The organism is Sorangium sp. So ce185 (assembly GCF_051526825.1).
GTDB classification, from domain to species: Bacteria; Myxococcota_A; Polyangia; order Polyangiales; family Polyangiaceae; genus Sorangium; species Sorangium cellulosum_D.
On sequence record NZ_CP150316.1, the window covers coordinates 3681153 to 3703941 of the forward strand.

Annotated in this window: 23 protein-coding genes; 14 read left to right on the forward strand and 9 right to left on the reverse strand. The window is 72.7% G+C overall.

Going from position 1 to position 22789, the window contains the following annotated elements; translation table 11 throughout:
• Positions 1–2613, reverse strand: coding sequence for an aminopeptidase N (gene pepN, locus WMF26_RS13730; protein WP_438000703.1), 2613 nt, complete (start codon positions 2611–2613; stop codon positions 1–3).
• 830 nt (positions 2614–3443) lie between these two features.
• Between pepN and WMF26_RS13735 the strand changes: the two genes are divergently transcribed.
• The gene (locus WMF26_RS13735) at positions 3444–4241 is read left to right on the forward strand and encodes a Uma2 family endonuclease (RefSeq protein ID WP_438000704.1); all 798 of its coding nucleotides are present in this window, start codon (positions 3444–3446) and stop codon (positions 4239–4241) included.
• Between the two features lie 540 nt (positions 4242–4781).
• Entirely contained in the window at positions 4782–5663 is an 882-nt protein-coding gene (locus WMF26_RS13740; protein WP_438000705.1) for a Uma2 family endonuclease, read from the forward strand.
• A 49-nt stretch (positions 5664–5712) separates the two neighbouring features.
• On the opposite strand, the gene WMF26_RS13745 is transcribed toward WMF26_RS13740, so the two are convergent.
• Together WMF26_RS13745 and WMF26_RS13750 are read right to left on the reverse strand one after the other, a co-directional pair.
• Positions 5713–6780 (reverse strand): lysylphosphatidylglycerol synthase domain-containing protein, encoded by a 1068-nt coding sequence (locus WMF26_RS13745; RefSeq protein WP_438000706.1) that lies wholly within the window; start codon positions 6778–6780, stop codon positions 5713–5715.
• A 198-nt stretch (positions 6781–6978) separates the two neighbouring features.
• Entirely contained in the window at positions 6979–8079 is a 1101-nt protein-coding gene (locus WMF26_RS13750; RefSeq protein ID WP_438000707.1) for a TauD/TfdA family dioxygenase, read from the reverse strand.
• A 138-nt stretch (positions 8080–8217) separates the two neighbouring features.
• Between WMF26_RS13750 and WMF26_RS13755 the strand changes: the two genes are divergently transcribed.
• Positions 8218–8358 (forward strand): hypothetical protein, encoded by a 141-nt coding sequence (locus tag WMF26_RS13755; RefSeq protein WP_438000708.1) that lies wholly within the window; start codon positions 8218–8220, stop codon positions 8356–8358.
• A 94-nt stretch (positions 8359–8452) separates the two neighbouring features.
• On the opposite strand, the gene WMF26_RS13760 is transcribed toward WMF26_RS13755, so the two are convergent.
• The 5 genes from WMF26_RS13760 to WMF26_RS13780 all read right to left on the reverse strand — a co-directional run bounded on the left by WMF26_RS13760 (position 8453) and on the right by WMF26_RS13780 (position 12337).
• Positions 8453–9289 carry a matrixin family metalloprotease gene (locus WMF26_RS13760; protein WP_438000709.1) on the reverse strand — a complete coding sequence of 279 codons (837 nt, stop codon included), beginning with the start codon at positions 9287–9289 and terminating at the stop codon, positions 8453–8455.
• Between the two features lie 263 nt (positions 9290–9552).
• Positions 9553–10416, reverse strand: coding sequence for an EamA family transporter RarD (gene rarD / locus WMF26_RS13765; protein WP_438000710.1), 864 nt, complete (start codon positions 10414–10416; stop codon positions 9553–9555).
• A gap of 179 nt (positions 10417–10595) precedes the next feature.
• On the reverse strand, positions 10596–11423 hold the full coding sequence (locus tag WMF26_RS13770; RefSeq protein WP_438000711.1) for a hypothetical protein: 828 nt from the start codon (positions 11421–11423) through the stop codon (positions 10596–10598).
• A complete protein-coding gene (locus WMF26_RS13775; RefSeq protein ID WP_437337503.1) occupies positions 11420–11959 on the reverse strand; it encodes an RNA polymerase sigma factor in 540 nt (179 codons plus the stop codon). Before WMF26_RS13775 ends, WMF26_RS13770 begins: the two co-directional genes overlap by 4 nt.
• Positions 11960–12022: 63 nt before the next feature.
• Positions 12023–12337, reverse strand: a complete 315-nt coding sequence (locus WMF26_RS13780; protein WP_438000712.1) for a hypothetical protein — start codon at positions 12335–12337, stop codon at positions 12023–12025.
• Between WMF26_RS13780 and WMF26_RS13785 the strand changes: the two genes are divergently transcribed.
• The 4 genes from WMF26_RS13785 to WMF26_RS13800 all read left to right on the forward strand — a co-directional run bounded on the left by WMF26_RS13785 (position 12318) and on the right by WMF26_RS13800 (position 16128).
• On the forward strand, positions 12318–13730 hold the full coding sequence (locus tag WMF26_RS13785) for a sigma 54-interacting transcriptional regulator (protein ID WP_438000713.1): 1413 nt from the start codon (positions 12318–12320) through the stop codon (positions 13728–13730). The genes WMF26_RS13780 and WMF26_RS13785 overlap by 20 nt on opposite strands.
• Before the next feature lie 513 nt (positions 13731–14243).
• A complete protein-coding gene (locus WMF26_RS13790) occupies positions 14244–14741 on the forward strand; it encodes a hypothetical protein (RefSeq protein ID WP_438000714.1) in 498 nt (165 codons plus the stop codon).
• A gap of 22 nt (positions 14742–14763) precedes the next feature.
• The gene (locus tag WMF26_RS13795; RefSeq protein WP_437337507.1) at positions 14764–15234 is read left to right on the forward strand and encodes a hypothetical protein; all 471 of its coding nucleotides are present in this window, start codon (positions 14764–14766) and stop codon (positions 15232–15234) included.
• A 528-nt stretch (positions 15235–15762) separates the two neighbouring features.
• On the forward strand, positions 15763–16128 hold the full coding sequence (locus WMF26_RS13800) for a hypothetical protein (protein ID WP_061629219.1): 366 nt from the start codon (positions 15763–15765) through the stop codon (positions 16126–16128).
• A 260-nt stretch (positions 16129–16388) separates the two neighbouring features.
• Here WMF26_RS13800 and WMF26_RS13805 read toward each other — a convergent pair whose 3' ends face one another.
• Positions 16389–16763, reverse strand: a complete 375-nt coding sequence (locus WMF26_RS13805; RefSeq protein WP_044988165.1) for a thioredoxin family protein — start codon at positions 16761–16763, stop codon at positions 16389–16391.
• Between the two features lie 100 nt (positions 16764–16863).
• Here WMF26_RS13805 and WMF26_RS13810 point away from each other — a divergent pair, with 100 nt between their 5' ends.
• The 7 genes from WMF26_RS13810 (at position 16864) to WMF26_RS13840 (ending at position 22786) form a co-directional block, all read left to right on the forward strand.
• Positions 16864–17400, forward strand: a complete 537-nt coding sequence (locus tag WMF26_RS13810) for an RNA polymerase sigma factor (RefSeq protein WP_020734746.1) — start codon at positions 16864–16866, stop codon at positions 17398–17400.
• A 102-nt stretch (positions 17401–17502) separates the two neighbouring features.
• Positions 17503–18300, forward strand: a complete 798-nt coding sequence (locus WMF26_RS13815; protein ID WP_438000715.1) for an N-formylglutamate amidohydrolase — start codon at positions 17503–17505, stop codon at positions 18298–18300.
• Positions 18301–18500: 200 nt separating this feature from the next.
• The gene (locus WMF26_RS13820; RefSeq protein WP_061629207.1) at positions 18501–19313 is read left to right on the forward strand and encodes an SRPBCC family protein; all 813 of its coding nucleotides are present in this window, start codon (positions 18501–18503) and stop codon (positions 19311–19313) included.
• A 196-nt stretch (positions 19314–19509) separates the two neighbouring features.
• Positions 19510–20616: a phytanoyl-CoA dioxygenase family protein gene (locus WMF26_RS13825; RefSeq protein WP_438000716.1), complete on the forward strand. Its 1107-nt coding sequence runs from the start codon at positions 19510–19512 to the stop codon at positions 20614–20616.
• Between the two features lie 624 nt (positions 20617–21240).
• Positions 21241–22095, forward strand: a complete 855-nt coding sequence (locus WMF26_RS13830; protein WP_438000717.1) for an urease accessory protein UreD — start codon at positions 21241–21243, stop codon at positions 22093–22095.
• Positions 22096–22105: 10 nt separating this feature from the next.
• Entirely contained in the window at positions 22106–22456 is a 351-nt protein-coding gene (locus tag WMF26_RS13835; RefSeq protein WP_438000718.1) for an urease subunit gamma, read from the forward strand.
• 18 nt (positions 22457–22474) lie between these two features.
• Positions 22475–22786, forward strand: a complete 312-nt coding sequence (locus WMF26_RS13840) for an urease subunit beta (protein ID WP_438000719.1) — start codon at positions 22475–22477, stop codon at positions 22784–22786.
• Positions 22787–22789 lie beyond the last annotated feature (3 nt).

Below are 22789 nucleotides of genomic sequence, written 5' to 3' on the forward strand. Positions count from 1 at the left end.
TCAGCGCGGGGCGCCGCCGCTCCCCGCGCGGGCGCTCTGGGGCGCGCTCGCCGCCGCGAGCTCCCGGCAGCCGATCGCCCGCGCGAGGTCGTCGATCGCCTCGCGCAGCATCCGGACCAGCATCGGCAGCCGCGGCGCCGCGCCGTCCGGGGCCCGCTGGAGCGCCGCGAGCCGCGCCTCGGCGGCGGCGAGGAGGTCCCGATCGACGCGGTACGACGGGAACAGGTGGGTGAAATACGCGGACGCGAGCTCGTGCGTCCGCGTCTCGAAGACCTGCTGCACCCGCTCGAAGAACCCCTGCGCGTACGGCTCGAGCAGCGCGCGCTGGAACGACCAGTTGAAGCCCGACATGGCCGCGCTCGTCAGGTGCAGCGAGCCGTACCCGCCCTCGTGGAAGCGCTCCCACGCCGCGGCCTTCGCCGCCGGATCCGGGCGCGCCGTCTCGGCGCGCAGCGCCGCGCGCTGGCCGCGATCGGACGGGTCGCGCTCGCGCTCGGCCGCGAGCCGCGCGTCCGCGCCGGCCATGCCGCGCGCGATCCACTTCACGGCGACCGTCCAGCGCATCTCCTGGTCGATCTCGAGCCCCTCCACCTCGATCTCGCCGTCCACGAGGCGCGCGGCCAGGGCGAGATCCGGCGCGGCGTAGGCCGCGTTGAGGAGCGCCCGCGCCCACACGATCTGCGCGTCGCCGCGGGGGGCCGCCCGGAGCGCCGCGAGGGCGAGGGCGGTGAACGCGCTCGCCTCGACCTCGCGCATCGGGTCGGGCACGTAGCGCGCGAGGGCCGTCACCGCGTTCGAGAGCACGGGCTCGACGAGCGAGAGGTCGGGCTCGACGGGCAGCTTGTCCCTCACCAGCGCGAGGTACGCGGGGGAGGCGAGCTTCTGGTCGCGCACCATGCTCCAGAGCGACGACCAGAGCAGCTGGCGCAGGAGCGGATCCTCGACGCGACCCATGTGCTCGCGCACGAACGCGAGCGAGCCCGGGTCGAGCGCGATCTTGGCGAACGTGAGGTCGTTGTGGTTCGGGAACACGAAGAGCGGCGCGCGCTGCCCCCGCGCCGCGGCGACCTCGGTGGCCGCGCCCTCGATCTCGGCGGGCACCGCGTCGACCACGAGCGCGCCGCCCTCCTCGCGCGCGAGCGCCACGTCGATGCGGTGCGGCCGGAGGGTCGGGTAGTCCTCGGGGGCCGTCTGCAGCACGCGGAGCCGGCCGATGCGGTCGCCGTCGGGCTCCCACTCGGCGGTCAGCGTGTTGAGCGACGCCTGCTCCAGCCAGACGCGCGACCAGGCGCCGAGGTCGCGGGCGGAGCCCTCCTCGAGCGCGGACAGGAACTCGCGCAGGGTCGCGTTGCCGTACTGGTAGCGCTTGAAGTACCGGCGCATCCCGTCGCGGAAGGCGGGCAGGCCGATCGCCGCGACGAGCTGCTTCATCGCGGCCGCGCCCTTGCCGTAGGTGATGCCGTCGAAGTTCAGGAACGTGTGCTCGGTGTCGGCGAGCTCCCCGGCGATGGGGTGCGTCGTCACGAGCTGGTCTTGCCGGTAGGCCCAGCTCTTCATGACGTTGAACGCCTTCCACACGGCCGGCTGGAACCGGGTCGCCTGCTCCATGGCGAGGAACGCCATGTACGTGGCGAAGCTCTCGTTGAGCCAGAGATCGTTCCACCACCGCATGGTCACGAGGTTGCCGAACCACATGTGGGCCATCTCGTGGAGGAACACCTCCGCGCGCGTGAGGCGCTGGTGGTCGGTCGGCGGGTCGCGGAAGATCATCCGCTCGCTGTGGGTCACGGCGCCGGCGTTCTCCATGGCGCCGGCGTTGAACTCCGGGACGAAGACCTGGTCGTACTTGGTGAAGGGGTACGGGTAGTCGAAGAACTCGGGGTAGAAGTCGAAGCCCTGCTTGGTGATCGTGAAGAGCTCGTCCGGGTCGAGGTGCTTCTCGAGCGATCTGCGGCAGTAGAGCCCGAGCGGGATGCCGCGGTGCTCGTCGCGGACGCCGCTGTAGGGGCCGGCGATCAGCGCGAAGATGTAGGTGCTGAACCGGGTCGTCTCCTCGAACACGCGCGTCGAGCGCCCCAGGCCGGCGCCGATGGTGCGGCGGATGCGGGCGTTGCCGATGACCTCCCAGTCCTCGGGCGCGGTGACGGAGAGGCGGTAGCTCGCCTTGATGTCCGGCTGGTCGAAGCAGGGGAACAGGCGGTGGGCGCTGAACGGCTCGAGGTCCGAGTAGACGTAGTCCTCGCCGTCCTCCGGGTCGCGGAAGTGGTGGAAGCCGTCGCCGGTATGGTCGTAGTCGTTCTCGTAGACGACGCGCACGCGCGTCTCCGGGTCGAGCAGCTTCCCCGGGAGGCGGATGCGGCAGTCGGACCACTCGGGCTCGACCGGGACGCCGTTGATCTCGAGGCGCTCGATGCGCCGGCCGCGGAAGTCGATGAAGGTGTCGCCGCTGCCGCGGACGTCGAAGTAGGCGATCGCCTCGCCGCGGTAGCCGCTGTCGCCGCGCGACAGGTCGAGGGAGAGCTCGTAGCGCGCGTTGCCGATGCGCGCGGCGCGCTCCTCGGCCTCCTTCTGGGTGAGCACGTCCCGTCCAGGGCCGCCGGTCTTTTCCGTCATGACGTGCACACCCTAGGACGAACCCCCGGAGGGTGGCCAGCGATCTGGCGCGGTCGCGCGCGCCGCCCCGCCGCGAGGGGCGGGAGGGAGGCCGCCGGCGGGCGGCCGGTGGAGGGATGGGGGAGCGGACGGCCGGGTGAGAGAGCCGTCCCGCGCGGCCGGCGGCTGGGGGCACCGACCCGGGTTGGGGTACCGACCCAGGTTGGGGTACCGACCCGGGTTGGGGTACCGACCCAGGTTGGGGTGCCGACCCAGGTTGGGGAGCCGACCCAGGTTGGGGTACCGACCCAGGTTGGGGAGCCGACCCAGGTTGAGGTACCGACCCAGGTTGGGGTGCTGCCGACGCCGCGGGCGGCCTCCGGACGGAGCAGCGCGCCCTGGTTCTGTGCCAGAACGGCGTTGTTTTGTGCCAGGGGAGGGGGGTCCGGCACCGGCACAAACGCAATGCATTGCGACACACCGGGGTCCGGACCCCTCGAGAACGCTCGGCGGAGCGATTTTCAGGGCAAGATTGTGCCAGAAAACGCGTTTTTTGAGGATTTTCTGTGCCAACGACCCCGCGTACCCCCTCCTCTTTGTGCCAGAAGGGGGTGCCGGACCCCTTCGGACCGCAACGCAGAGCGCTGGCGGGGGTGCCGGACCCCTCCCGGGACGCAATGCAGAGCACGCGCGGAGGTGCCGGACCCCCTCCTGGCGCAAGGCCGCGCGAGTGGGGGAGCGCGGCGCTGGCTCGGCGCGGCCCTCGAACGCCCCGACGGGCCGAGCCCGAGCGCCTACCAGGCCGGGCGCGTGCCGTGGTGGCGCGTGCGCGGGCTCGCTATGCTCGGGCCATGGAGCGCGCGCCGGTATCCTGGGTGATCGACCCCGACGATCCGCGGGCCCCGCCGCAGGAGATCTGGGACCGGATGACCCCGGAGGAGCGGCAGCGCGTCGTCGATGCGCTCCCGTCGGAGCTCGAGATCTCCGAGGCGAGCCCGCCCGAGGGCGACTTCCACTTCAACGCGAAGCTGGCGGCCCGGGACACGCTGGGCGGACACTTCCAGAGCATCGGCAAGCGCGTGTACCTCGCGTGCGAGCTGCCGGTCTACTACGCGGCAGGGCGCATGGTCGCGCCGGATCTCATCGCGGTGCGCGACGTCGAGGTGAAGGAACGCGCCTGCTGGTCCGTGAGCGCGGAGGGCAAGGGGGTCGACCTGGCGCTGGAGATCCTCTGGAACGAGCGGAGCCAGGAGGAGCTCGAGAACCTCGCCGTCCGCTACGCGTCGCTCGGGATCCCCGAGTACTTCGTCTTCGATCGCCGGCGCCGCCAGCTGCGCGGCTTCCGGCTCGCCCAGGGCAGCGCGCGCTACGAGCCGATCGCCCGGAAGGGGGGCCTGCTCGCGAGCGCCGTGCTCGACCTGGACCTGGGCCTGGAGGGTGACCGGCTGTGCTTCTACCACGCGCTGGCCCGTCTGCCGGAGCCGCGCGAGGTGCTCGCCAGGCTCGGCGCGATGGTGAACGACCTCATGGCGTTGCGTGAAGAGGCGGAGCAGCGGCTCGATGAGGAGCGGCAGCGCGCCGACGACGCCGAGCGGAGGTTGGCCGAGGCTCTGGCCGAGCTGGAGTGCCTCAGGCGTGAGCGCGGCTGAGTGCGCGCGGAGCGCCTGCGTGGCATCACGCTCGGCTTATCGACCAGCACCTTCCAGGTCCCGCTCGAAGCGCACGTGGGTTTGCAGCCGGCGCTCCTGCGCGACGATCCCGAGCTAGTGATAGGTGCCCCCGCACCGCGCTCGTCGCCGTGCTTCTCATTGATCTCGAGCGCCAGCGCCTGGAACGCCCGCTGCCCCCACGCGCGCAGCGCCGTGAGGACGCGCTCTGCGTGATCCGTCTCCGGCGAGAACGGATAATCGAGGAAGCCATCGAGGCACCATTGCAGCTCCCCGAGAAGGTCGCTGTTCGGCCGTCCCTCCACTGGAAACGCCTCTGCACCGGAGGCATCCTCGGACGCGCACGTGTCGCTTCTGCGGCGTCTACAGATCCTCGAGCGCGCGCGGCTGCACGGCGCTGCGGGCCCGAAGCCGGCGAGCGGCGTTCTTCCGAACGGCGGCCTGCTTCCATCGCGTGGCTCGCGCGCGGGGCTGCCAGCCCCTGGCTGGTCGCGCCCGCGCGGGCTCGCTATGATTCGGACCATGCAGCGCGCGCCGACGTCCTGGGAGATCGACCCCGACGATCCTCGGGCTCCCCCGCAGGAGCTCTGGGATCGCATGACGCCGGAGGAGCGGCAGTGGGTCCTCGACACGCTCCCGTCGGAGTTCGAGGTCTCGGAGGCGAGCCCTCCCGAAGGCGACTTCCACTTCAACCCGAAGGTGGCGGCCCGGGACACGCTGGGCGGGTATTTCCAGCGCATCGGGCGGCGCGTGTACCTCGCGTGCGAGCTGCCGGTCTATTACCCGGCAGAGCGGATGTTCGCGCCGGATCTCATCGCCGTGCTCGACGTGGAGGTGAAGGAGCGGGCCCACTGGTCCGTGAGCGCCGAGGGCAAGGGCGTCGACTTTGCGCTGGAGATCCTATGGAGAGGAAAGAGCAAGAAGGATCTCGAGGACAACGTCACCCGCTACGCGTCGCTGGGCATCTCCGAGTACTTCGTCTTCGACCGGCGCCGCCGCCAGCTCCGCGGGTTCCGGCTCGTCCAGGGCAGCGGGCGCTACCAGCCGATCGTCCCGCAGGAGGGGCGGCTCTCGAGCGCGGTGCTCGCCCTGGACCTCGGCCTGGACGGCGATCGGCTGCGCTTCTTTCACGGGCAAGATGCGCTGCCGGAGACGCGCGAGCTGCTCGACAGGCTCGGCACGATGGTGGGCGACCTCGAGGCGCGCATCGAGCGGACCGAGCTGCGGCTCGATGAGGAGAGACGGCGGCTCGATGAGGAGAGACGGCGGCTCGACGAGGAGCGGCAGCGCGCCGACAAGGAGCGGCAGCGCGCCGACGAGGAGCGGCAGCGCGCCGACGAGGCCGAACGGCGGCTGGCCGAGGCCCTCGCCGAGCTCACGCGCCTCAAGCGCGAGCGCCGCTGAGCGCCCGCCGGAGGCGCGCGCGACCTCCCTGGCCCCAGCCGAGCTCGGCTCACCGCCCCGGCGGGCTGCGCCGCCACGCCAGCGCGGCGGCGATCCCCGCGAGCGCGAACGCCGCCTGGAGCAGGTGCACGAGCAGCGACACCGCGATGGCGGAGCTCGCGGTGAGCCCGAGCAGCGGGGCGGCGAGCGTGAAGGCGCCGTCGGTGGCGCCGATCTGCCCCGGGATGAGGTCGCCGGCCGCCGTGCCCGCCGCGCCCACGCCGTACGCGGCGAGCGCGCGGAGCGGGCCGCTCTCGGCGCCGACGGCGGCGAGGAGCACGGCGTACTGCGCCGCCTGGAGCGCGCGGCCCGCGACGCAGGCGGCGAACGGCCACGCCGGGACGGGCGCGCGCTCGCGGACCGCCTCCTGGAAGGCGGCGGTGAGCTGGCCGGCGCGGGCGAACCGCCGGGTGATCCACGCCGAGGCGGCGCGCTGCCGCGCCGCGAAGGCGACGCCGAGGCCGCTCGCGACGAGGAGCGCGGCGTGCGCGAGCACGCCGAGGGCGAACGGGGAGGCGCCGCCGCCGATCCGGAAGAGCGCCGCGGCCGCGAGGAGCGACAGCGGCGCCGCGCCCAGGAGCGCGAGCGACTGGTTCGCCGTGGCGATCGCCGCCGCGCGCGGGGCGCCGACGTAGGGGGCGAGCAGCGCGCCCTTGACCGCCTCGCCCGCTGCGCGGCCGGCCGGCATCAGCGTCATGACGGGGTAGGAGACCGCGTGGATGCGAAGGAGCTCGGCGGCCGGGACGCGCCGCGGGGCGCAGAGCAGGCCGGTCGCGAGCGCCTCGCAGCCGACGCGCGCCGCCTCCAGCGCGACCAGGAACGGCAAGAACGGCGCGGCGCGGATCACCGCGGCGAGCATCTCCGCCGCGCCGACATGGCGGATGAGCGCGGCCAAGGCGGCCAGACCGAAGGCCGCGAGCGCCGCGTGGAGCAGCGCCCTCCACCGCGCGCGGCGGGCGGCGGGCGCGTTCAGGGCGGCGGGCGGAGCGACCGGGACGAGCGCCCCGCCGACCGGCGCGGGCCCGGGGTCGCCGCCGGAGCATTCCTCTGCCGCTCGGGCCGGAGGCAAGGGAGCCATGCGGAGAGGGGCTGCGAGGCGCATGCCGGCGCCATGTGGGCGCGGCGTGCGCACGCGGCGGTGAGCTGCCTCGCGGAGCAGGCACCCTGGGCAGGCAACGCGCGCGCGGTCGTGACGCGGTAGTGAGCTGCCTCGCGGAGCGCAGGCGCCCTGAGCGAGCAGCGCGCGCACGCGGCGGGCCCGCGTGCGCGCGACCGCTCACGCAGGCGCGAGCGGCGCGTGGAGGCGCGCGCCCGGCACCACGATGCCCCCGCGGTCGCCGGGGGTGAGCGAGCCGAAGCGCTCGCGGAACACCGGCGGCAGCGGCCGCGCCCCGGGCGGAGCGAGCCACAGGCGCAGCAGGTGCCGCTTGCGATCCGGCTCCGGCCAGTCCTCGAACGCCGTGCGATCGTGCAGCAGCGTGTGGTTATGCACGAGCTGGATGTCGCCCGGGCGGAGCTCCATGGTCATGTGGAGCGCCGGGTCGTTGGCGAGCGCGTCGAACAGGTCGAGCGCCTCGACCTGACGCGCCGTGAGCGGCGGGACGTCGGGGAAGCGGCGCGCCGACTCGATGTACTGTCGCTGGTAGATCGCGGACAGGAGCCCAGCGTGCCAGTTGAGCACGGGGATGCGGAAATACGGCCTCTCGCCCGCCGGCACCTCGCCGCGGCGATCGGTCTCGATCGGCGCGAACAGCGCCTCCACGAGGTCCGGGCGCGCGCGCCGCATCTCGTTGTACAGCGTGATCGAGCTGACCAGGGCCGAGAGCCCGCCCGCCCGCGCGGTCCGGAGGCAGAGCAGCGCCACGACGTCGCACGAGTCGGTGTGGAACGTCTGCCGCTCGCGCGTCTGGTAGACACGCACGCTCGGGTCCTGGCTCGACAGGCCGAGGTCCTTGACGTGACCGAGGACGTGCCCGCGCGCGTTCTGCGAGCGCGCGCTCCCGAGGTGGCTGCCGATGCCGAGGAACGCGATCGCGGCCGCGCGCAGGTCGTCGCGGCCGCCGCGGTCGAGCCAGCGGCCGCGCAGCCCGCGGAGCAGGGCGAAGCCGCGGCCGTCGAGCACCTCGTCGAGCACGCGGCGGAGGCGCGCGGCGAGCGTCGGCAGCGGGAAGCCCTCGCTGCGGATCTGCGCCGGATCTGCGCCCGTCTCGCCGAAGCGGCGGACGGCGGCCTCGACCTCCTCGACCTCCGCGGGCGTGAGGTGCTCGATCCAGCCGTCGCCCCGCGCCATCGCGGGGCCGTACCAGGCCGCGGGGCCGGCGATGTGCGCCGGGATCTGCGAGAGGTCGGCGATCGGTGCGGTCGGTTCGGAGCTCATCGTCTGCCCTCGGGTCGCGGCGCGGCGGGCGCTCGCTTCCCGCGCGCGGGAAGGGAGCGCGCTGCCGCCGGCGTCGCAAGGCGATCCTCGTGCCGCTTTGCCTGGAGCGGACAATATCAGGGGACGTATCTTGCCGCGATGCCGATCCCCGATCTGGCCCGCGTGGGCGCCTTCCTGGAGGAGGTCGCGAGCGAGCGCATGCTGCCGTTCTGGCGGCGCCTCGCTCCGGGCGACGTGACGTCGAAGGCGCGACGGTCGCCGACCCCGGCGACGTCGTGACGACCGTGGATCTCGCGGTGGAGCGGCGCCTGCGCGAGGGCCTGCTCTCCGCCGGAGCCGGCGCCTAGTCGCGAGCCGCCCAGGCTCGTCCTGCTCAGGGCCCGTAGAGCAGCGCGGCGCCGTCCTTGTCCTTCTGGGTCAGCGTGAGCGCCCACGTGTTCGTCCCGTTGCAGTGCGGATAATGCATGACCGAGCTCGAGTCGTACGTCGTGAGCGCGCGCCAGCTGTTGTCCTCGAAGCACGTGCCGGACTCGGGTCGCGTGTGCTCGTGGCGGAAGCCCAGCGCATGGCCGAGCTCGTGGCGCAGGATGCCCGCCAGCGTGAGCGGCGGGGCCGTGTCGAACGACGACGCGTCGATCAGGACATTGCGATCGGCGCGCGAGAAGCTCGGAAAGAACGAGCGGGCGAGGTACTTCCCGGAACGGACCGGTCGGACGTCGAACACGACGTTGTTGTTGCTGGCCCTGCAGCGCGCGTCCTCCGCGCTGACGTGCACGAAGTCGACCTGCGCCGCCTGCTCCCAGGCGCCAGCTGCGTCGGTCATGGCCTCGACCACGGCGTCGTAACGGGCGTTGAAGCTCGTGCTGACACAGTAGGTGATGTTCAGCTTCTCCACGTCGTTCCATCTCGCGTCGACGCCGCTCACCTGATGCACGATGAGCGCCCCGTCGCGTACGTGCCGGTCGAAGAACCGGCGGAGCTCGAGCTCATCCTGGAGGGGCGTGTCACCGTCGACGATGTACAGGCCGCTCTCCGGTTCGCGGTACACCGTCGCGGCGAAGGCCTCGAAGCTCTCCGCGGTATCGCCCACGGCCTCGGCGCCGGCGAGGTCCGGCTCGGCGATGCAGCCGACGCCGAGGAGCGCCGCACCTACGGTCAATGCTGCGCGATTGAAGGTCGAGAAGGCGGGGTGAAAAGGGGTCCAGTTCATCGACATCGCTCCTCCGGAGGCGGGCAGCGCCCGCCGCCTGCGGGTGACAGGACAGCCAGCAAAGTCGTTCGCGGGCGCCCGGCGCGGCTCAGGAAAATGCGCTGTCCCACGGAAGACCGGATCCAGAACACGAGTCGCACGACCGGGGCGAACTCGCCGACGATCGCGCGGTACGGACTGCGCGCGTCTCGGTCGGCCGCAGCTGGCCTGAGCCTGGGACGATCAGCGCGCGCGCGATCGGCCGGCAGGTCAGGGCCGCGAGATCACGCGCGGCGGGCGCGCAGCGCGGCGTCGGCGCTGAACACGGCGAGCCCGGTCCAGATGCAGGCGAAGCTCACCGCCTGGGTGGCCGTGAACGGCTCGCCATAGACCAGCACGGCCAGCAGGAACTGACCGCTGGGCGCGAGGTACTGGAGGAAGCCGAGGGTGGTGAGCGACAGGCGTCGCGCCGCGTTGGTGAACCAGACGAGCGGCAGCGCGGTGATGATGCCGGTGGCGGCGAGGAGGAGGTCGGTGCGGAGATCCACGTGGCCCATGGCGCCGGCGCCCTGGGCGTGGAGGGTGGCCAGGTAAGCCGCGCCGAGCGGGGCGACGAACAGGGTCTCCAGCGTGGAGCCCGGGAGCGCGTTGACGGCCACGACCTTCCGCAGCAGGCCGTAGACACCGAACGTCCCGGCCAGGGCGAGCGCGATCCAGGGGACCGAGCCGGCGCGCGCGGCGAGGTGTACGACGCCCGCGGCGGCGAGGCCGAGCGCGATCCACTGCGCCGGGCGCGGCCGCTCGCGCAGGAAGACCATGCCGAGGAGCACGCTGAGCAGCGGGTTGATGAAGTAGCCGAGGCTCGCGTCGAGCACGCGCCCCACCGCGACGGCGTAGATGAAGAGGACCCAGTTCGCCGAGACGAGCGCGCCGGTCGCCGCCATGGCCCCGACGACGCGCCGGTCGCGGAGCGCCGCGACGAGCGCGCGGAGCTGCCCCGTGGCCAGCGTGAGCGCCGCGAACGCGAGCAGGCTCCACACCGTGCGGTGGGCCAGGATCTCGACCGCGCCGACGTGCCGGAGCTGCTTCCAGAAGACGGGAACGACGCCCCACGCGCTGTAGGCGGCGATGCCGTAAACGACGCCCAAGGCCGCTTCTCGGCGGCTCTCGCGAGCGTTCTCGGGCGTGCGCATGAACGGTGATGCCTTCCCGGGCGCGATCCTTCCGGCCCGGCGCAGCCGTCGCGGGGCGCCGCTCGCGTCCAGCCGCGGCGAACATGTCCAGGTTGCTCCCGGATTTCAAGCGTCTTGTGCGGGCGGGACCGCCGTCATCGCGGGTCGCTCCTCAGCTCCGGCACGAGGACCTCGATCCGGCGGCGGTAGGCCGAGCTCGGGTGCTCCGCGACGAAGCGCTCCGCGCGGGCGCGCGCCTCGCCGCCGCGGCCGAGCGCCTTCAAGGCGCCGATCGCGATCACCTCGCGCTCCTGGGAGAGCGCGCCGCTCGGGAAGCGCGCGCGGTGGACGTCGGTGAGCGCGAGCGCCTCGGCGGGGCGCGCGCCGAGCGCGTCCTGCGCGCGCTGCAGCAGGCCGGTCTCCGTCTCGGCGTCGGGCAGCGCCGCCTGCGCCGGATCCCCCGCGACCTTCGCGTCGGTCGCCGGGGCGGGCGCGCGCGGGGGCGCCGGCGCGCTCGCCGGAGGGCGCGGCGGCTCCGGATCGAGCCCGCGCGCCGGCGGCGCCGCAGGGGGGGCGTCCGCGGGGACCGCCGGCGCTTCCGCGACGGGGGCGGCGGTGGGCGCCGCTTTCGGCGCGGTCGCCACCGCCGCGGCGCGGGGCGGTCCGGGCGGCGGCTGCGAGCGCGACGGCATGAGCCACACGGCCCCGACGAGCACGGCGCCCACGGCCGCGCCGATCGCCAGGCCGGAGAGGACCGTCGGCGGCGCGACGGCCACGGTTGGAGCGAGCCCCGCCGGCACGGCGGAGCCGCCCGACGGCGCGGCCGAGCCGCCCGACGGGCCTGGCCCCCCGAGCGGGAGCCGCGCCGCGAGCCGCGCCAGCCGGGCCTCGTCCGGCCCGTCGCGCCGCGCGGCCTCGAGCCCGAGCCGGAGCGCGTCCGGGCTGCCGTCCGCGTCGATCAACCTGGGAAGCTCGTCGCTCATGCGCTGCTCCTCGCGGTCATCCGCGCGGCCTCGGCCGGCGCCGCGACGAGCTCCTGCCGGCGCATCGTCGCCTCGATCTGCGCCCGCGCCGCGCGCAGCCGCGAGTACGCCGTCTGCAGCGGACACCCCGCCGCCTGCGCGATCTCCGCCATCGGCATCTGCTCGATCTCGTACAGGACGAACACGGCGCGCTTGTCGTCGTCGAGCTGATCGAGCGCCGCGTCGAGCCGATCGAGCGCGCGGCGGCGGTCGAGCGTCTCGTCCTGCGGCGCCGCCATGATCTGCTCGGGGACGGTGCCCGCCACCTCCTCGCGCCTCCGGTGCGGCCGCCGCCGGTACTCCGACGCGAGCCGCAGGCAGATGCCGTAGAGCCATGTGCGCAGCGCCGAGCTGCCATCGAAGGTGTCGAGCTTCCGGTGGACCACGAGGAACACCTCCTGGCAGACATCCTCGACGTCGGCGTCGCGAACGCCGAGCCTTCGCAGCACGCGCCACACGTAGGCCGCGTTCTCTTCGAAAATCTGCTGGAGGGTCATCCGGAGGGGCCGAGGCAGCGACGCCCGCGGCCCTCCCTGGATGGCCCGGGGGGCGAGCCTTTATCAAGGAAAGTGAACGTCGAGAACGACGTCGGCCGTCCCCGCCAGCGGGGCCGCCCGGAAGACCTGGCGGTCCCGGTCCTGTGCGTCGATGTAGCAAAACGTGTCCCGCGCGAGCGGTGTCGCATGGAAGGCACGGAACCGACGCGACGAGAGCTGGTGTGAACGGAACAAAGCCTGCGCCGCGCGGGGGATGTTTGGTAGCATGGCCCACACGATGTCCGGCGACAGAAGCGCATCGACAGCGACGTTGAGCACCACGGCATCGATGCGACTTGGCGCGCCGACCGCCGGGCGCGTGAGCTCGGGGGCAGGCATCGTGCTGCTCTATGCGCCCAATTACGAGCAGTTTCGCCCGGCGTACAGCCTCTCCGAGTCGGGCTCGGTCCTCGGCCGCGACCCGAGCGCGGACATCTACATACCGACGCGCACCGCGTCGCGCCACCACGCCCGCATCGAGCGGCGCGGGGGCGTCTGGCAGCTCCTCGATCTCGGCGGCCGCAACGGCACGCTGCACAACGGCGAGTTCGTCGCCGACGCCGTCCTCGCGCACCTCGACGAGATCCGGATCGGCGACGCCATCTTCAAGTTCGTCGAGAGCGACGCCGAGAGCTACGCGCACTACCGCATCGACGGCGCGTATTTCGACGATCCGGACGCGCCGGCGGGGGCTCGGCCGCGCGCCTCGACGAGCCGGATCGTCGGCGGCTACCAGAGCCAGCGCCTCGCCGGGAGCCTGCGCGAGATCGCGCGCAGCGAGCTGTCGGTGCTGATCCTCGGCGAGAGCGGGACCGGAAAGGAGATCTTCGCCGAGCAGCTCCACGACTGGAGCGGCAGGCGCGGGCCGCTCCAGGCCGTCAACTGCGCGGCGATCCCCGCCGCGCTCATCGAGGGGGAGCTCTTCGGGCACCAGCGCGGCGCCTTCTCGGGCGCCGACCGCGACCGGCTCGGCATCCTCCGCGCGGCCCACCAGGGCACGCTCCTGCTCGACGAGATCGGGGATATGCCGCTCGAAGCCCAGGCGAAGCTCCTCCGGGTGATCCAGTCGAAGGAGATCACGCCGCTCGGCGCGTCGCAGCCCGAGCAGGTCGACGTGCGGATCGTCGCCGCCACCCACCGCGATCTCGACGCGCTCCAGCAGACGGGCGCCTTCCGCGCCGACCTGTTCGCTCGCCTGAACGAGCTCCGCATCACCCTCCCGCCCTTGCGCGAGCGCAAGGAAGACATCTTCTCGCTGTGCATCGCGCTCGCGAGGCGCCACGGTCGGCCCGTGGCGCGGCCCAGCATGGCGTTCATGGCGGGCCTGCTCCACCACGATTTCCCCTACAACGTGCGGGAGCTCGAGGCGCTCATCAAGCGCTGGGCCGCGAGGGATCGCGGCGCCGAGCTCGACGTCGAGGACCTCAGCGACGAGATCCGGCGCACGATGCGGGGCTACGGCGCCCGGAGCTCGGCGTCGCAGCCGCCGCCCGCGGACGAGGCCCGCGCCACGCCGATCCCGGACGAGGCGCCGATGCCTGCAGGCGAGGGGGCGTACGCGCCGAGGGCGACGCTGCCGCCGAGGATCTCCCCGGACGAGAAGGTGCTGCGGGAGCTCCTGGTGCAGCGGCGGGGGAACGTCGCCGCGGTGGCGCGCGAGCTCGGGAGAGATCGCGCGCAGGTGCACCGGTGGATCCGGCGATTCAACATGAACATCGACGACTTCCGCTGATCCGCGCGGCGCGGTGATCGAGGCCGGCTGATCGCGGGCCGGAGGGGCGAGCGGATGGCTCATCGCCGCGCGCGTCGACGCGCGCGGGCGGCAACTTCCGCCGAGCTGGATCCGTCCATCGCTGGGGGAAAATGGCGCTGTCGCAGGCGGCGAGCGCAACGCCGAGCCCATGTCCGCGAACGGCGATCGTGAGATGTCACGTGACGAATCGGTCTGCGATCGTGACATGTCACGATGCGAGCGTGACATGATGGTTCATGATCGAAGCATTCATGTTGTCGGCTTGACGTAGATAGGAGCTCGCGCTAGACCGTCAGCGCGAGTCGAGGACGGCCGGAGGGTCTAGGCCGTCGCGAGGAGCCCGGTTCTCGGTCCTCCTGCGGGCGCTCTGCAGGCTCGCGGGGGTCGGTCCGCCACCGATTCGTGGTCCACTCTTTGGATTGTGGAATGAGGGGTATCTCCATGGCGAGAATGCGCGCGTTGAGGGAGCGGTGTGCCGGTTTTTCGGCTCGTTTGACGTTGCCGAGGGTGCTCTTCGCGGGGTCGCTCCTCGTCGGGGCGGTGCTCGCGACGACGACGTCCGACGCCGCGGTGCACGGATCGATCTGCCAGCCTCAGTATGGGACGGACGAGGAGGTCACGAGCCACCTGCTGAGCGGGACCTACGGTTTTCAGGGCGCCTCCTTGCTGTGTCCGGTGCCGATCGAGGCGAACCTCGGATCGGGGACGATCAATTTCTCTGCTGTCGTGGACGATCAGACGGGCGATGAGGTTCTGGGCGTCATGTCGTGCCGAGGCCGCGTCTATGACGGGTCGGGGAACGTGCTGGGGACGACCCCCTTCGCGAGCACGACGGGGGTGTTCACCGGCGTCGCGACGCTGAATTTCAGCGTCAACATCGGCACCGGCTCGGCGTCGAACAGCTACGTGGTCGAGTGCGTGCTTCCGCCGGTGCTGGGCGGCACGAGCAGCAACACTCAGTCGGGTGTTCGCTCCGTTCGTGCGTTCTAACCCTTCACCGTCTGGCAAGGCCGTGCGCTACTCAACTATGCTGAGCCTCGTGGCCGTCGCCTGCTCGATCGGCGCGGTGGGGTACGTCGAGCATCGGCTGCGTACGGTCGATCAGGCCACCCTCGCGGCGGTCGGGCCGGGTGGACCTTCCGCCGGAGAGGATCCGGCCGCGCGAGCGCGGGCGATGGATGCCTTCTATCAGGAGCTCAGCGATCGGGTGGAGAGGGAACCTCCGGATCCACGCTGGCGCGCCGAGGCGGAGGAGGAGCTCGGCGCGAAGCTGCGCGAGGCGCTGCCGCGGGAAGTGCAGGTGACCGCGCTCGCGTGCGCGTCGACGCTGTGCCGCCTGGAGCTCTCGCACCCGCAGATGGACACGCTGTCGAGCGCCCTCGTGGAGAAGCTGATCGCGCGCGCCGTCGTCGGCGATATGGGCACCAACTTTCAGCGGTTCCCCGGCCGCACGCGTGTCTACCTGAGCCGTCCACCCGGGTAGCCGCGGCGGCCGGCCCAGGGCGACGCTCGGGCGACCGGCCGCATGGGAAGGAGCGCGCCCTCCCCGCAAGCCTCGGCGTCGGCGGCGCCTCGACGAGGCGCAGGCCTCCAGGGCAGTCCTGCGCGCCCGCTCCGTGCGCTCGCCGGAGATCCGCCGTGCTCGCGTCCGCCGCCGCGCAGCGCGTGCGCGCCGCAGCGCGCGCGCCGCCGAGCCCAGCGCCCGCCGGGCCCGACGGCGTGGGCCCTGTGCGCGCCGGCGCGCAGCCACGCGGGCAAGGCCGCGGCTCACGCCCGGCGGGCGAGCTCTCGTCGCTCGCCGCCGCGCCGCGAGACCAGCGTGGCACCCGCGTTGCTGGCGCGGAGCGCGGCGCCGGGATCTGCGCCGAGCACAGCGAGGTTGAGAATGCGAAGTATCTACTCTGTGGCAGGGCTATGCGCATGCGCAGCGATGATGGTCGCGTGCATGCACAACACGAGCGACGAGACGGAGCCTGGAGAGACACGGCCGGGGGAGACAGAGCCCGAAAAGATGGGATTCGTCACCGTCCAGTGGTCGATCGAGGACAAGACCGACGCCTCTCAATGCAAGGCGTACGGCGCGAGCGCGGTCGAGCTGATGCTCATCGACGCGAAGAACAACCAGGTCACCAGGCAGGTGGTCCCGTGCGAGCGGTTCGACACGAGCGTCCAGGTCACCGCCGCTGACTACGTCGGGACGATCACGCTCGTCGACGAGAACGGTAGGCCGGTCAGCGAACCGCAGCCGGTCGGGCCGTTCGAGGTCTCCGCAACCGAGCAGGCGACGCGCCGGGTCAGCTTCCCCGCCGCCGAGGGGCAGCGGGACAACCAGGGGCAGCGCGGTACGCATCGACCGCGCGACCGGCAACGACGGTAGAACGCGGGCGGGGCGCGCCGCCGGCGCGGCCCCCGGAGCGAGCCAGATCGCGGGCCGAGCCGCCGCGGCAGGATCGGGCCGAGCCGCCGCGCCGCCGCCAGGCCAAAGGAGCACCGGCGAGTCGTGGTCACATGTGAACATGAAGGCGGGAAGGCGGGAAGAAAACCTTCATGATCTTCCCGCCTTCCCGCCTTCGTGTGGACTCTCTCTGGGCAAAGTTGACCGCTACCCACCGGCGAGTCGTCCTCGGCGAGACGCCCTCAGAGCGGCGAGGGCGCCGCCCGGTCTCGCCGCGCCCCCGCGGAGAGCTCTCGCCCCTCGACCAGCTTCAGGAGCTTCTCCTTCGTGGTCAGCCCCACGTGGCGCGCCACCTCCTTGCCCCCGGCGAACGCGACGACCGTGGGGAGCCCGCGGATGCCGAAGCGGCGGGCGAGCGCCGGGCTCCGGTCGCCGTTCACCGCCACCACCTTGAGGCGACCTGCGCCCTCCTCCGCCACCTTGTGCAGGATCGGCGCGAGCGCGCGGCACGGCGGGCACCACTCCGCGGTGAACTCGACGAGGACGGGCACCCCGGCCTCCAGCACCTCGGCGTCGAAGTCGAGCTCGTTGATCTCGTGGATGGGATTCGTGGACATTGCGCGAGCCTCCATGCCTTGGCAGGTCTCGACGCCGGCATCCATTACAGCGCGCGCCGGTGTAATGTGGGCGCGGCTCGAGACCTGACCTCCGTAGACCATGGAAGCCATCAAGGACGCGGACGACATCCTGGGTCGCGTGTCGCACCTTGTGCGCGTCGAGCGTGCGGCGCTCGCCGCGCTGGCGCGCGCCGAGGGGGTGACGCCCGAGGATGCGGTCGACTGCGTGCAGGAGGGCCTCTGCACGCTGCTCACCGTCGCGCAGCGCGGCGAGCTCCCGGAGGACGCCGGCGCGTGGGGAGGCGTGCTCGCCGGCATGGTGCGGAACGCCGCGCGCAACCGGCGCCGCCGGCACTTCCGCGCCCGGCCGCACGAGGACCTCGACGCGCACCCGGAGGCCGCCGGGGTCGTCCCGGCGACCGACGAGGCGATCGCGCGCGCGGAGGAGCACGTGCGCTTGCGCGCGTGCGTCGAGGAGCTCTGCGAGATCCAGAAGGCGGTGGTGACCCTGCGCATGCTCGAGGAGCAGCCGGGGGAGGACGTGGCGCGCGCGCTCGGCATCTCGGCCGGCCACGTCGCGGTCCTCCTGCACCGCGCCAAGGCCGCGCTGCGCGCCTGCATGACGGCGCCGCCCTGATCGCGGCCGATCGCGGGCGGCGCGCGATCGGGAGCGCGCGCTCGCTCCCGATCGCGCGCGGCGCGGCGGCGCTCGGGTCTGCTATGTCTCGGGCGAGACGCCATGAGCTCCTCCCCGCCTGCCTTGCGCATCCTCGCGCCCGACGAGCCGCCCGCGTTCGAGGTGGTGAATCCCCAGGGGCGATCCAGCGCGGTCCTGCTCTGCGATCACGCCTCCAACGCGGTCCCGCGGCGCCTCGCCGAGCTGGGCGCGCAGAAGGAAGCGCTCTGCCAGCACACCGGCTGGGACATCGGCGCGGCGCGCCTCGCGCGGCGCCTGTCCGCCCTCCTCGACGCGGCGCTCGTGCTCTCCGGCTACTCCCGCCTGGTCATCGACTGCAACCGGCCGCTGGGCTCGCCGACCTCCATCCCCGAGATCAGCTGCGGCGTGCCCATCCCCGGCAACGCCATCGACGCCGCGGAGGCCGCGGCGCGCGCGGACGCGTGCTTCTGGCCCTACCACCGCGCCATCGACGCGCTCCTCGACGAGCGGCGGGAGCGCCGGAAGAGCACGGCGATCCTCAGCGTCCACAGCTTCACCCCGTCGATGCCCGGCCAGGACCGGCCCTGGCACGCCGCGGTCCTCTACGGCCGCGATCGGCGGCTCGCCGCGCCCTTCCTCGAGGCGATGCGCCGCGAGCCCGGGCTCTGCGTCGGCGACAACGAGCCGTACCGCGTGACCGATGGGGGCGATTACGGCATCCCCGTGCACGGCGAGGCCCGCGGCCTGCCGTGCGTGCTCCTCGAGATCCGCCAGGACGGGCTGCTGAGCGACGACGGCGTGGAGGCCTGGGCGCAGCGCCTCGCCGCGATCTACCGGGAGATCGAGCCCGGGCTCTTCCCCGGGGCCGGCGGCGCGTGACCGGGGCCGCGCGCGGCCCCGCCCCCCGCGGGGACCGCCGGGCCGACGTCATTGACAAAAAAAGTTGTCAAGGTTAAGCCTGACGTGTGGCTGACGTTGACGTCGAGATCCGCCGCGGCCACGGCGGCCGTCGAGCTCGTCGAGAGCCGGCTGCTCGCGGAGCTCGGCTCCCGGATCGCGACAATTCGAAAGGAGCCAACATGCCAGTGAAAAAAGACGCGTCCGGCCGCCGGAGCGTCCAAGCGGAGGTCGAGGTCCCCGGCAGCCCCGAGGAGGTGTGGCGAGCCATCGCGACCGGGCCCGGGATCTCGTCGTGGTTCGTGCCGAGCGACGTGGAGGAGCGCGAGGGCGGCGCCGCCGTGTCTCACTTCGGCCCGGGCAACAGCATGGACTCGGTGTCGAAGATCACGGCCTGGGATCCGCCGCGCCGGTTCGCCGCCGAGAGCCCGGAGGACATGGGGCCGGGGAGCCCCGCCGTCGCCACGGAGTGGATCGTCGAGGCGCGGTCCGGCGGGAGCTGCGTCGTGCGCGTGGTGCACAGCTGGTTCGCGAGCACCGACGACTGGGACAAGCAGTTCGAGGGTCACGAGCAGGGCTGGGTCGCCTTCTTCCGCATCCTGCGGCTCTATCTCTCCCATTTCCGCGGAGAGCCCAGCGCGGCGCTCCAGGTGATGGGCGCCGGCCCCGCGCCGCTCGCCGCGACGTGGGACGCGCTGGTCGGCCAGCTCGGGCTCGCGGGCGCCGCCGAGGGCCAGCGGGTGAGCACCTCCGCCGGCGCGCCGCCCCTCGCCGGCGTCGTCGAGCGCGCCGGGCCGAGCGAGCATCCGGAGCTGCTCCTGCGGCTCGACGAGCCGGCGCCCGGCATCGCCCACATCTTCGCGCTCCCCATGGCCGGCAAGATCTTCCTGCCGATCCGCCTCTACCTGTACGGCGACCAGGCCAAAGCCGCGGCCGCCCGCGCCGAGCCGTCGTGGCAGGCGTGGATGGCCGAGCGCTTCTCTCCTGGTCCGTGAGCCGGGGAGGCCGCCGAGGCGGAAGGGGCGGGAGCTCCCGGGGGACGCCTGGCCTCGTTCACGCGAGCGCGGCGGCGCTGCGGCGTAGGACCAAGGTCCCATGGCGCGCAGGGCCGCCATGACCCCACCATGGCCGCGACATGCACCGCGAGAGGCGAGCCCTGTGCCCGCCGCTGGCGGTGTATATGCCATCGTCATGACGGCCATGAATCCAAGGTGCCAGCGACTCATCGAGATGCACCTGCAGCACGGCGAGAGCCTCCTGGCTCGCTCCGAGGGGGGAACGTCGGTCGGCTGCGAGCCGCACCCCGATCTGCCGCATCTCTACACCGTCGACGCGGGCCAGCTGGCTCCCGGCGAGCCGTTTCGGTACGTGGTGCGCGGCGCGGACGGGACCGAGAGGGCGGAGCGGTACTTCGCCCACTCGCTCGATCAGGGAGGGCCCGTGGACGTGTGGGAGGGGATCCGCGCCGTCGACAACGCCTTTTACACGGCCGAGGTCCAGCGTCACTTCGAGCGCCGCGGGTTTGCCGTGGTCCGAGGCGTCCTGTCCGCGGACGTGGTGAGCGCCCTGCGCGCCGTCGTGCACCCCCTGATCGCCGACGTGTGGGGGGAGGACAGGGCGGCCTACCGCGACAAGATCAACCTGGAGAAGGTGCTGCTCCAGGTCCCTTATCTGCTCCAGGCGCTGGCCGAGAAGCTGGGGCCGCTCCTGCGGAGCATCGTCGGGGACGAGGTGTTCCTCGAGTACGAGCAGGTCATGGTGGTGCGCGCGGGCTCATCGTACGCCACCCGGCGCCACCGGGACGTCGACGGCGGCAAGGAAGGCTTCTCCGAGGCGTCCAGGCGCCACAAGGGCTCCGTGCACCTCTGGATCCCCCTCGTCGACATCGACGAGACGCGGGCGTGCCTCTATGTCGATCCGTTCGACGCGCCGGAGCGGTCCCTCGATGTGACGATGCGGGCCGGCGACGCGCTGTTCCTGCACAACTACGTATGGCACGGGAGCCGCGCCAACGCTTCCGCGGTGGATCGCGCCTCGTGGCTCCTGAACTTCGCGCCCGCGCCCAGCCGCGACGAGGCCAACCCGGGCGCCGATCTCAACCTCCAGATCCTGCGCGGCGGGGCGCCCGCCGATCTCGGCCCCGAGGTGTGCTCCCGGCTGGTCCGGGAGAAGCACGCGTTCTTGAACCTCTTCGATGCGTTCTTCACGTACGACCCGTCCTTGGGACGGATGGCGCACCCGGACAACCGGCGCGCGAGGACCCCCACGCGCGACCGCGAGCACCGGCTGTCGCGGTGATCTGGGGGATGCCGTCCTCCACGTCGAAGACGCGCATCGCCGGCACGCCGCGCGCCCGGAGGTCGGCCGCGGCGGGCGCGGGCGCGAGGGCCACGCCGAGGCCGAGCGCGAGGGCGACGCGCAGGCGCCCGCAGGGGAAGGGGGATTGGCCGAGCATGCCGGCCGCACTCTAGACGAGATCGCGGCGACGGCTCTGGCCCCTCGAGGCGTCGCCCGAGCTCATCCCTGGTTTCACGAGAGAATGAAAGAATGAGCCACAGAGGCACAGAGGGAAGAGAGAGAAAGGCTATTTCTCTCTCCTCTGTGCCCTCTGTGCCTCTGTGGCTCAAATTCTTCTCCATCGCGGCGCCGGAGATGACAGGACCGTGACCGGGCGGCTACACGACGGACATCCGGCTCGATCCTCGGCCTCCTGACGCCAGAGCACCGGCTGCGCGTCGCACGTCGCGGCAAGCCGCGGCAAGCGCGAGCCCCGCATGCGCACGGCTGGCCCGCTCGCCGAGAGAGGCGACCGGCATGGGACCAAAGTCCTATGGACAGCGCTGCATCGGCTGGAGTACAAGCCCGAGGCCGGATCGGCGAGCGGCGAGGCGGGGCACTTTGCACGATCGACAGGGGCTCTCATTGGCTGATCCGACGGACTACCCCGAGCGCCGCCTGGGGCTGCAACGGGACAACGGGTTTCTCGAGGTCCGCTTCGAGCGGCACGACCGCACGAGGCCGGTGCACGTCGCGCACCGCTCCCCGTGTCGCATGCTCTTCCCGCGGCAAGAGCCGGACGAGCCGCTGCTCGGGGTGTTCATCACGACCTCCGGCGGGACGGCCGGCGGCGATGTCCTCCGGGTCTCGATCGAGGCGTCCCGCGGCGCCACGGCCACCGTGACGAGCCAGGCCGCCGAGAAGATCTATCCGTCGCTCGGCGCCCCGAGCCAGCTGTCGCTCCGGCTCCGCGCGGAGGAAGGCGCCGAGCTGGAGTGGCTGCCCCAGGAGACGATCCTGTTCGACAGCGCCCGGCTCGAGCGGCGCGTCGAGCTCGACGTCGCGCCCGGCGGGAGCCTCCTGGCGCTGGATCTCGTCGTCTTCGGCCGGCTGGCGCGGGGCGAGCGCTTCACGGCCGGCGCGCTGCACGACGTGTGGCGCCTCCGGCGCGGAGGGCGGCTCACGTGGGCGGACGCGCTCGACCTCTCGGGCGACGTCGCCGCGCAGATCGCGAATCCCGCGGGCTTCGGCGGCGCCACGGCGGCGGGGCTCCTGCTGCTCGTCGCCGACGACGCGGCGGCGTGGGTCGACGAGGCGCGCGCGCGGCTCTCGCGGGGGTCGTCCCGCGCGGGCGTCACGCTCGTCGGCGGGGCGCTCGTGGCCCGGGCGCTCGGCGCGGAGCCGGCGCACGTGCGGCGCGATCTCGCCGATCTGGTCTCGTGGCTCAGGGCGGCGCGCTCGGGCCACCCGGCGCGCATGCCGCGTTTCTGGTCGATCTGAGGAGGAGTCGATGAATCTCACCCCGCGAGAGAAGGACAAACTGCTGATCTCCATGGCGGCGATGGTCGCGCGCCGGCGGCTGGAGCGCGGCGTCAAGCTCAATTACCCGGAGGCGATCGCGCTCATCTCCGACTTCGTGATGGAGGGCGCCCGCGACGGCCATTCCGTGGAGGATCTGATGCGCAGGGGCGCGCGGGTGGTCTTCCTCGAAGACGTGATGGAGGGCGTCGCCGAGATGATCCACGACGTCCAGGTCGAGGCGACGTTCCCGGACGGCACGAAGCTCGTCACGGTCCACAACCCGATCGGCCCGCGGCTCGGGGTCACGTCGGCGCCCCAGGACGAGCACGACAAGCCGTAGAGGCGAGGAGGAGGTCCCATGATCCCCGGAGAGATCATCAGCAGAAGAAAAGACCTGATCGTGCTCAACGAAGGCAGGCCGAGCGCGACGGTCACCGTCAAGAACACCGGCGATCGGCCGATCCAGGTGGGCAGCCATTACCACTTCTTCGAGGTCAACGGGGCGCTCGAGTTCGACCGCGAGAGGGCCCGCGGCATGCGGCTCGACATCCCGGCCGGCACGGCGAGGCGCTTCGAGCCGGGCCAGACGTACGAGGACGTGCCCCTGGTGGCCTACGGCGGCGACCGTGCCGCCGTGGGGTTTCAGGGGAAGATCAACGGTTCACTCTAGGAG

Coding starts and splice junctions, on each gene's coding strand:
- pepN (WP_438000703.1), bottom strand. CDS start 2,613: ATGACGGAAAAGACCGGCGGCCCTGGACGGGACGTGCTCACCCAGAAG.
- WMF26_RS13735 (WP_438000704.1), top strand. CDS start 3,444: ATGGAGCGCGCGCCGGTATCCTGGGTGATCGACCCCGACGATCCGCGG.
- WMF26_RS13740 (WP_438000705.1), top strand. CDS start 4,782: ATGCAGCGCGCGCCGACGTCCTGGGAGATCGACCCCGACGATCCTCGG.
- WMF26_RS13745 (WP_438000706.1), bottom strand. CDS start 6,780: ATGGCTCCCTTGCCTCCGGCCCGAGCGGCAGAGGAATGCTCCGGCGGC.
- WMF26_RS13750 (WP_438000707.1), bottom strand. CDS start 8,079: ATGAGCTCCGAACCGACCGCACCGATCGCCGACCTCTCGCAGATCCCG.
- WMF26_RS13755 (WP_438000708.1), top strand. CDS start 8,218: ATGCCGATCCCCGATCTGGCCCGCGTGGGCGCCTTCCTGGAGGAGGTC.
- WMF26_RS13760 (WP_438000709.1), bottom strand. CDS start 9,289: ATGAACTGGACCCCTTTTCACCCCGCCTTCTCGACCTTCAATCGCGCA.
- WMF26_RS13770 (WP_438000711.1), bottom strand. CDS start 11,423: ATGAGCGACGAGCTTCCCAGGTTGATCGACGCGGACGGCAGCCCGGAC.
- WMF26_RS13775 (WP_437337503.1), bottom strand. CDS start 11,959: ATGACCCTCCAGCAGATTTTCGAAGAGAACGCGGCCTACGTGTGGCGC.
- WMF26_RS13780 (WP_438000712.1), bottom strand. CDS start 12,337: ATGCCTGCCCCCGAGCTCACGCGCCCGGCGGTCGGCGCGCCAAGTCGC.
- WMF26_RS13800 (WP_061629219.1), top strand. CDS start 15,763: ATGGGATTCGTCACCGTCCAGTGGTCGATCGAGGACAAGACCGACGCC.
- WMF26_RS13805 (WP_044988165.1), bottom strand. CDS start 16,763: ATGTCCACGAATCCCATCCACGAGATCAACGAGCTCGACTTCGACGCC.
- WMF26_RS13810 (WP_020734746.1), top strand. CDS start 16,864: ATGGAAGCCATCAAGGACGCGGACGACATCCTGGGTCGCGTGTCGCAC.
- WMF26_RS13815 (WP_438000715.1), top strand. CDS start 17,503: ATGAGCTCCTCCCCGCCTGCCTTGCGCATCCTCGCGCCCGACGAGCCG.
- WMF26_RS13820 (WP_061629207.1), top strand. CDS start 18,501: ATGCCAGTGAAAAAAGACGCGTCCGGCCGCCGGAGCGTCCAAGCGGAG.
- WMF26_RS13825 (WP_438000716.1), top strand. CDS start 19,510: ATGACGGCCATGAATCCAAGGTGCCAGCGACTCATCGAGATGCACCTG.
- WMF26_RS13835 (WP_438000718.1), top strand. CDS start 22,106: ATGAATCTCACCCCGCGAGAGAAGGACAAACTGCTGATCTCCATGGCG.
- WMF26_RS13840 (WP_438000719.1), top strand. CDS start 22,475: ATGATCCCCGGAGAGATCATCAGCAGAAGAAAAGACCTGATCGTGCTC.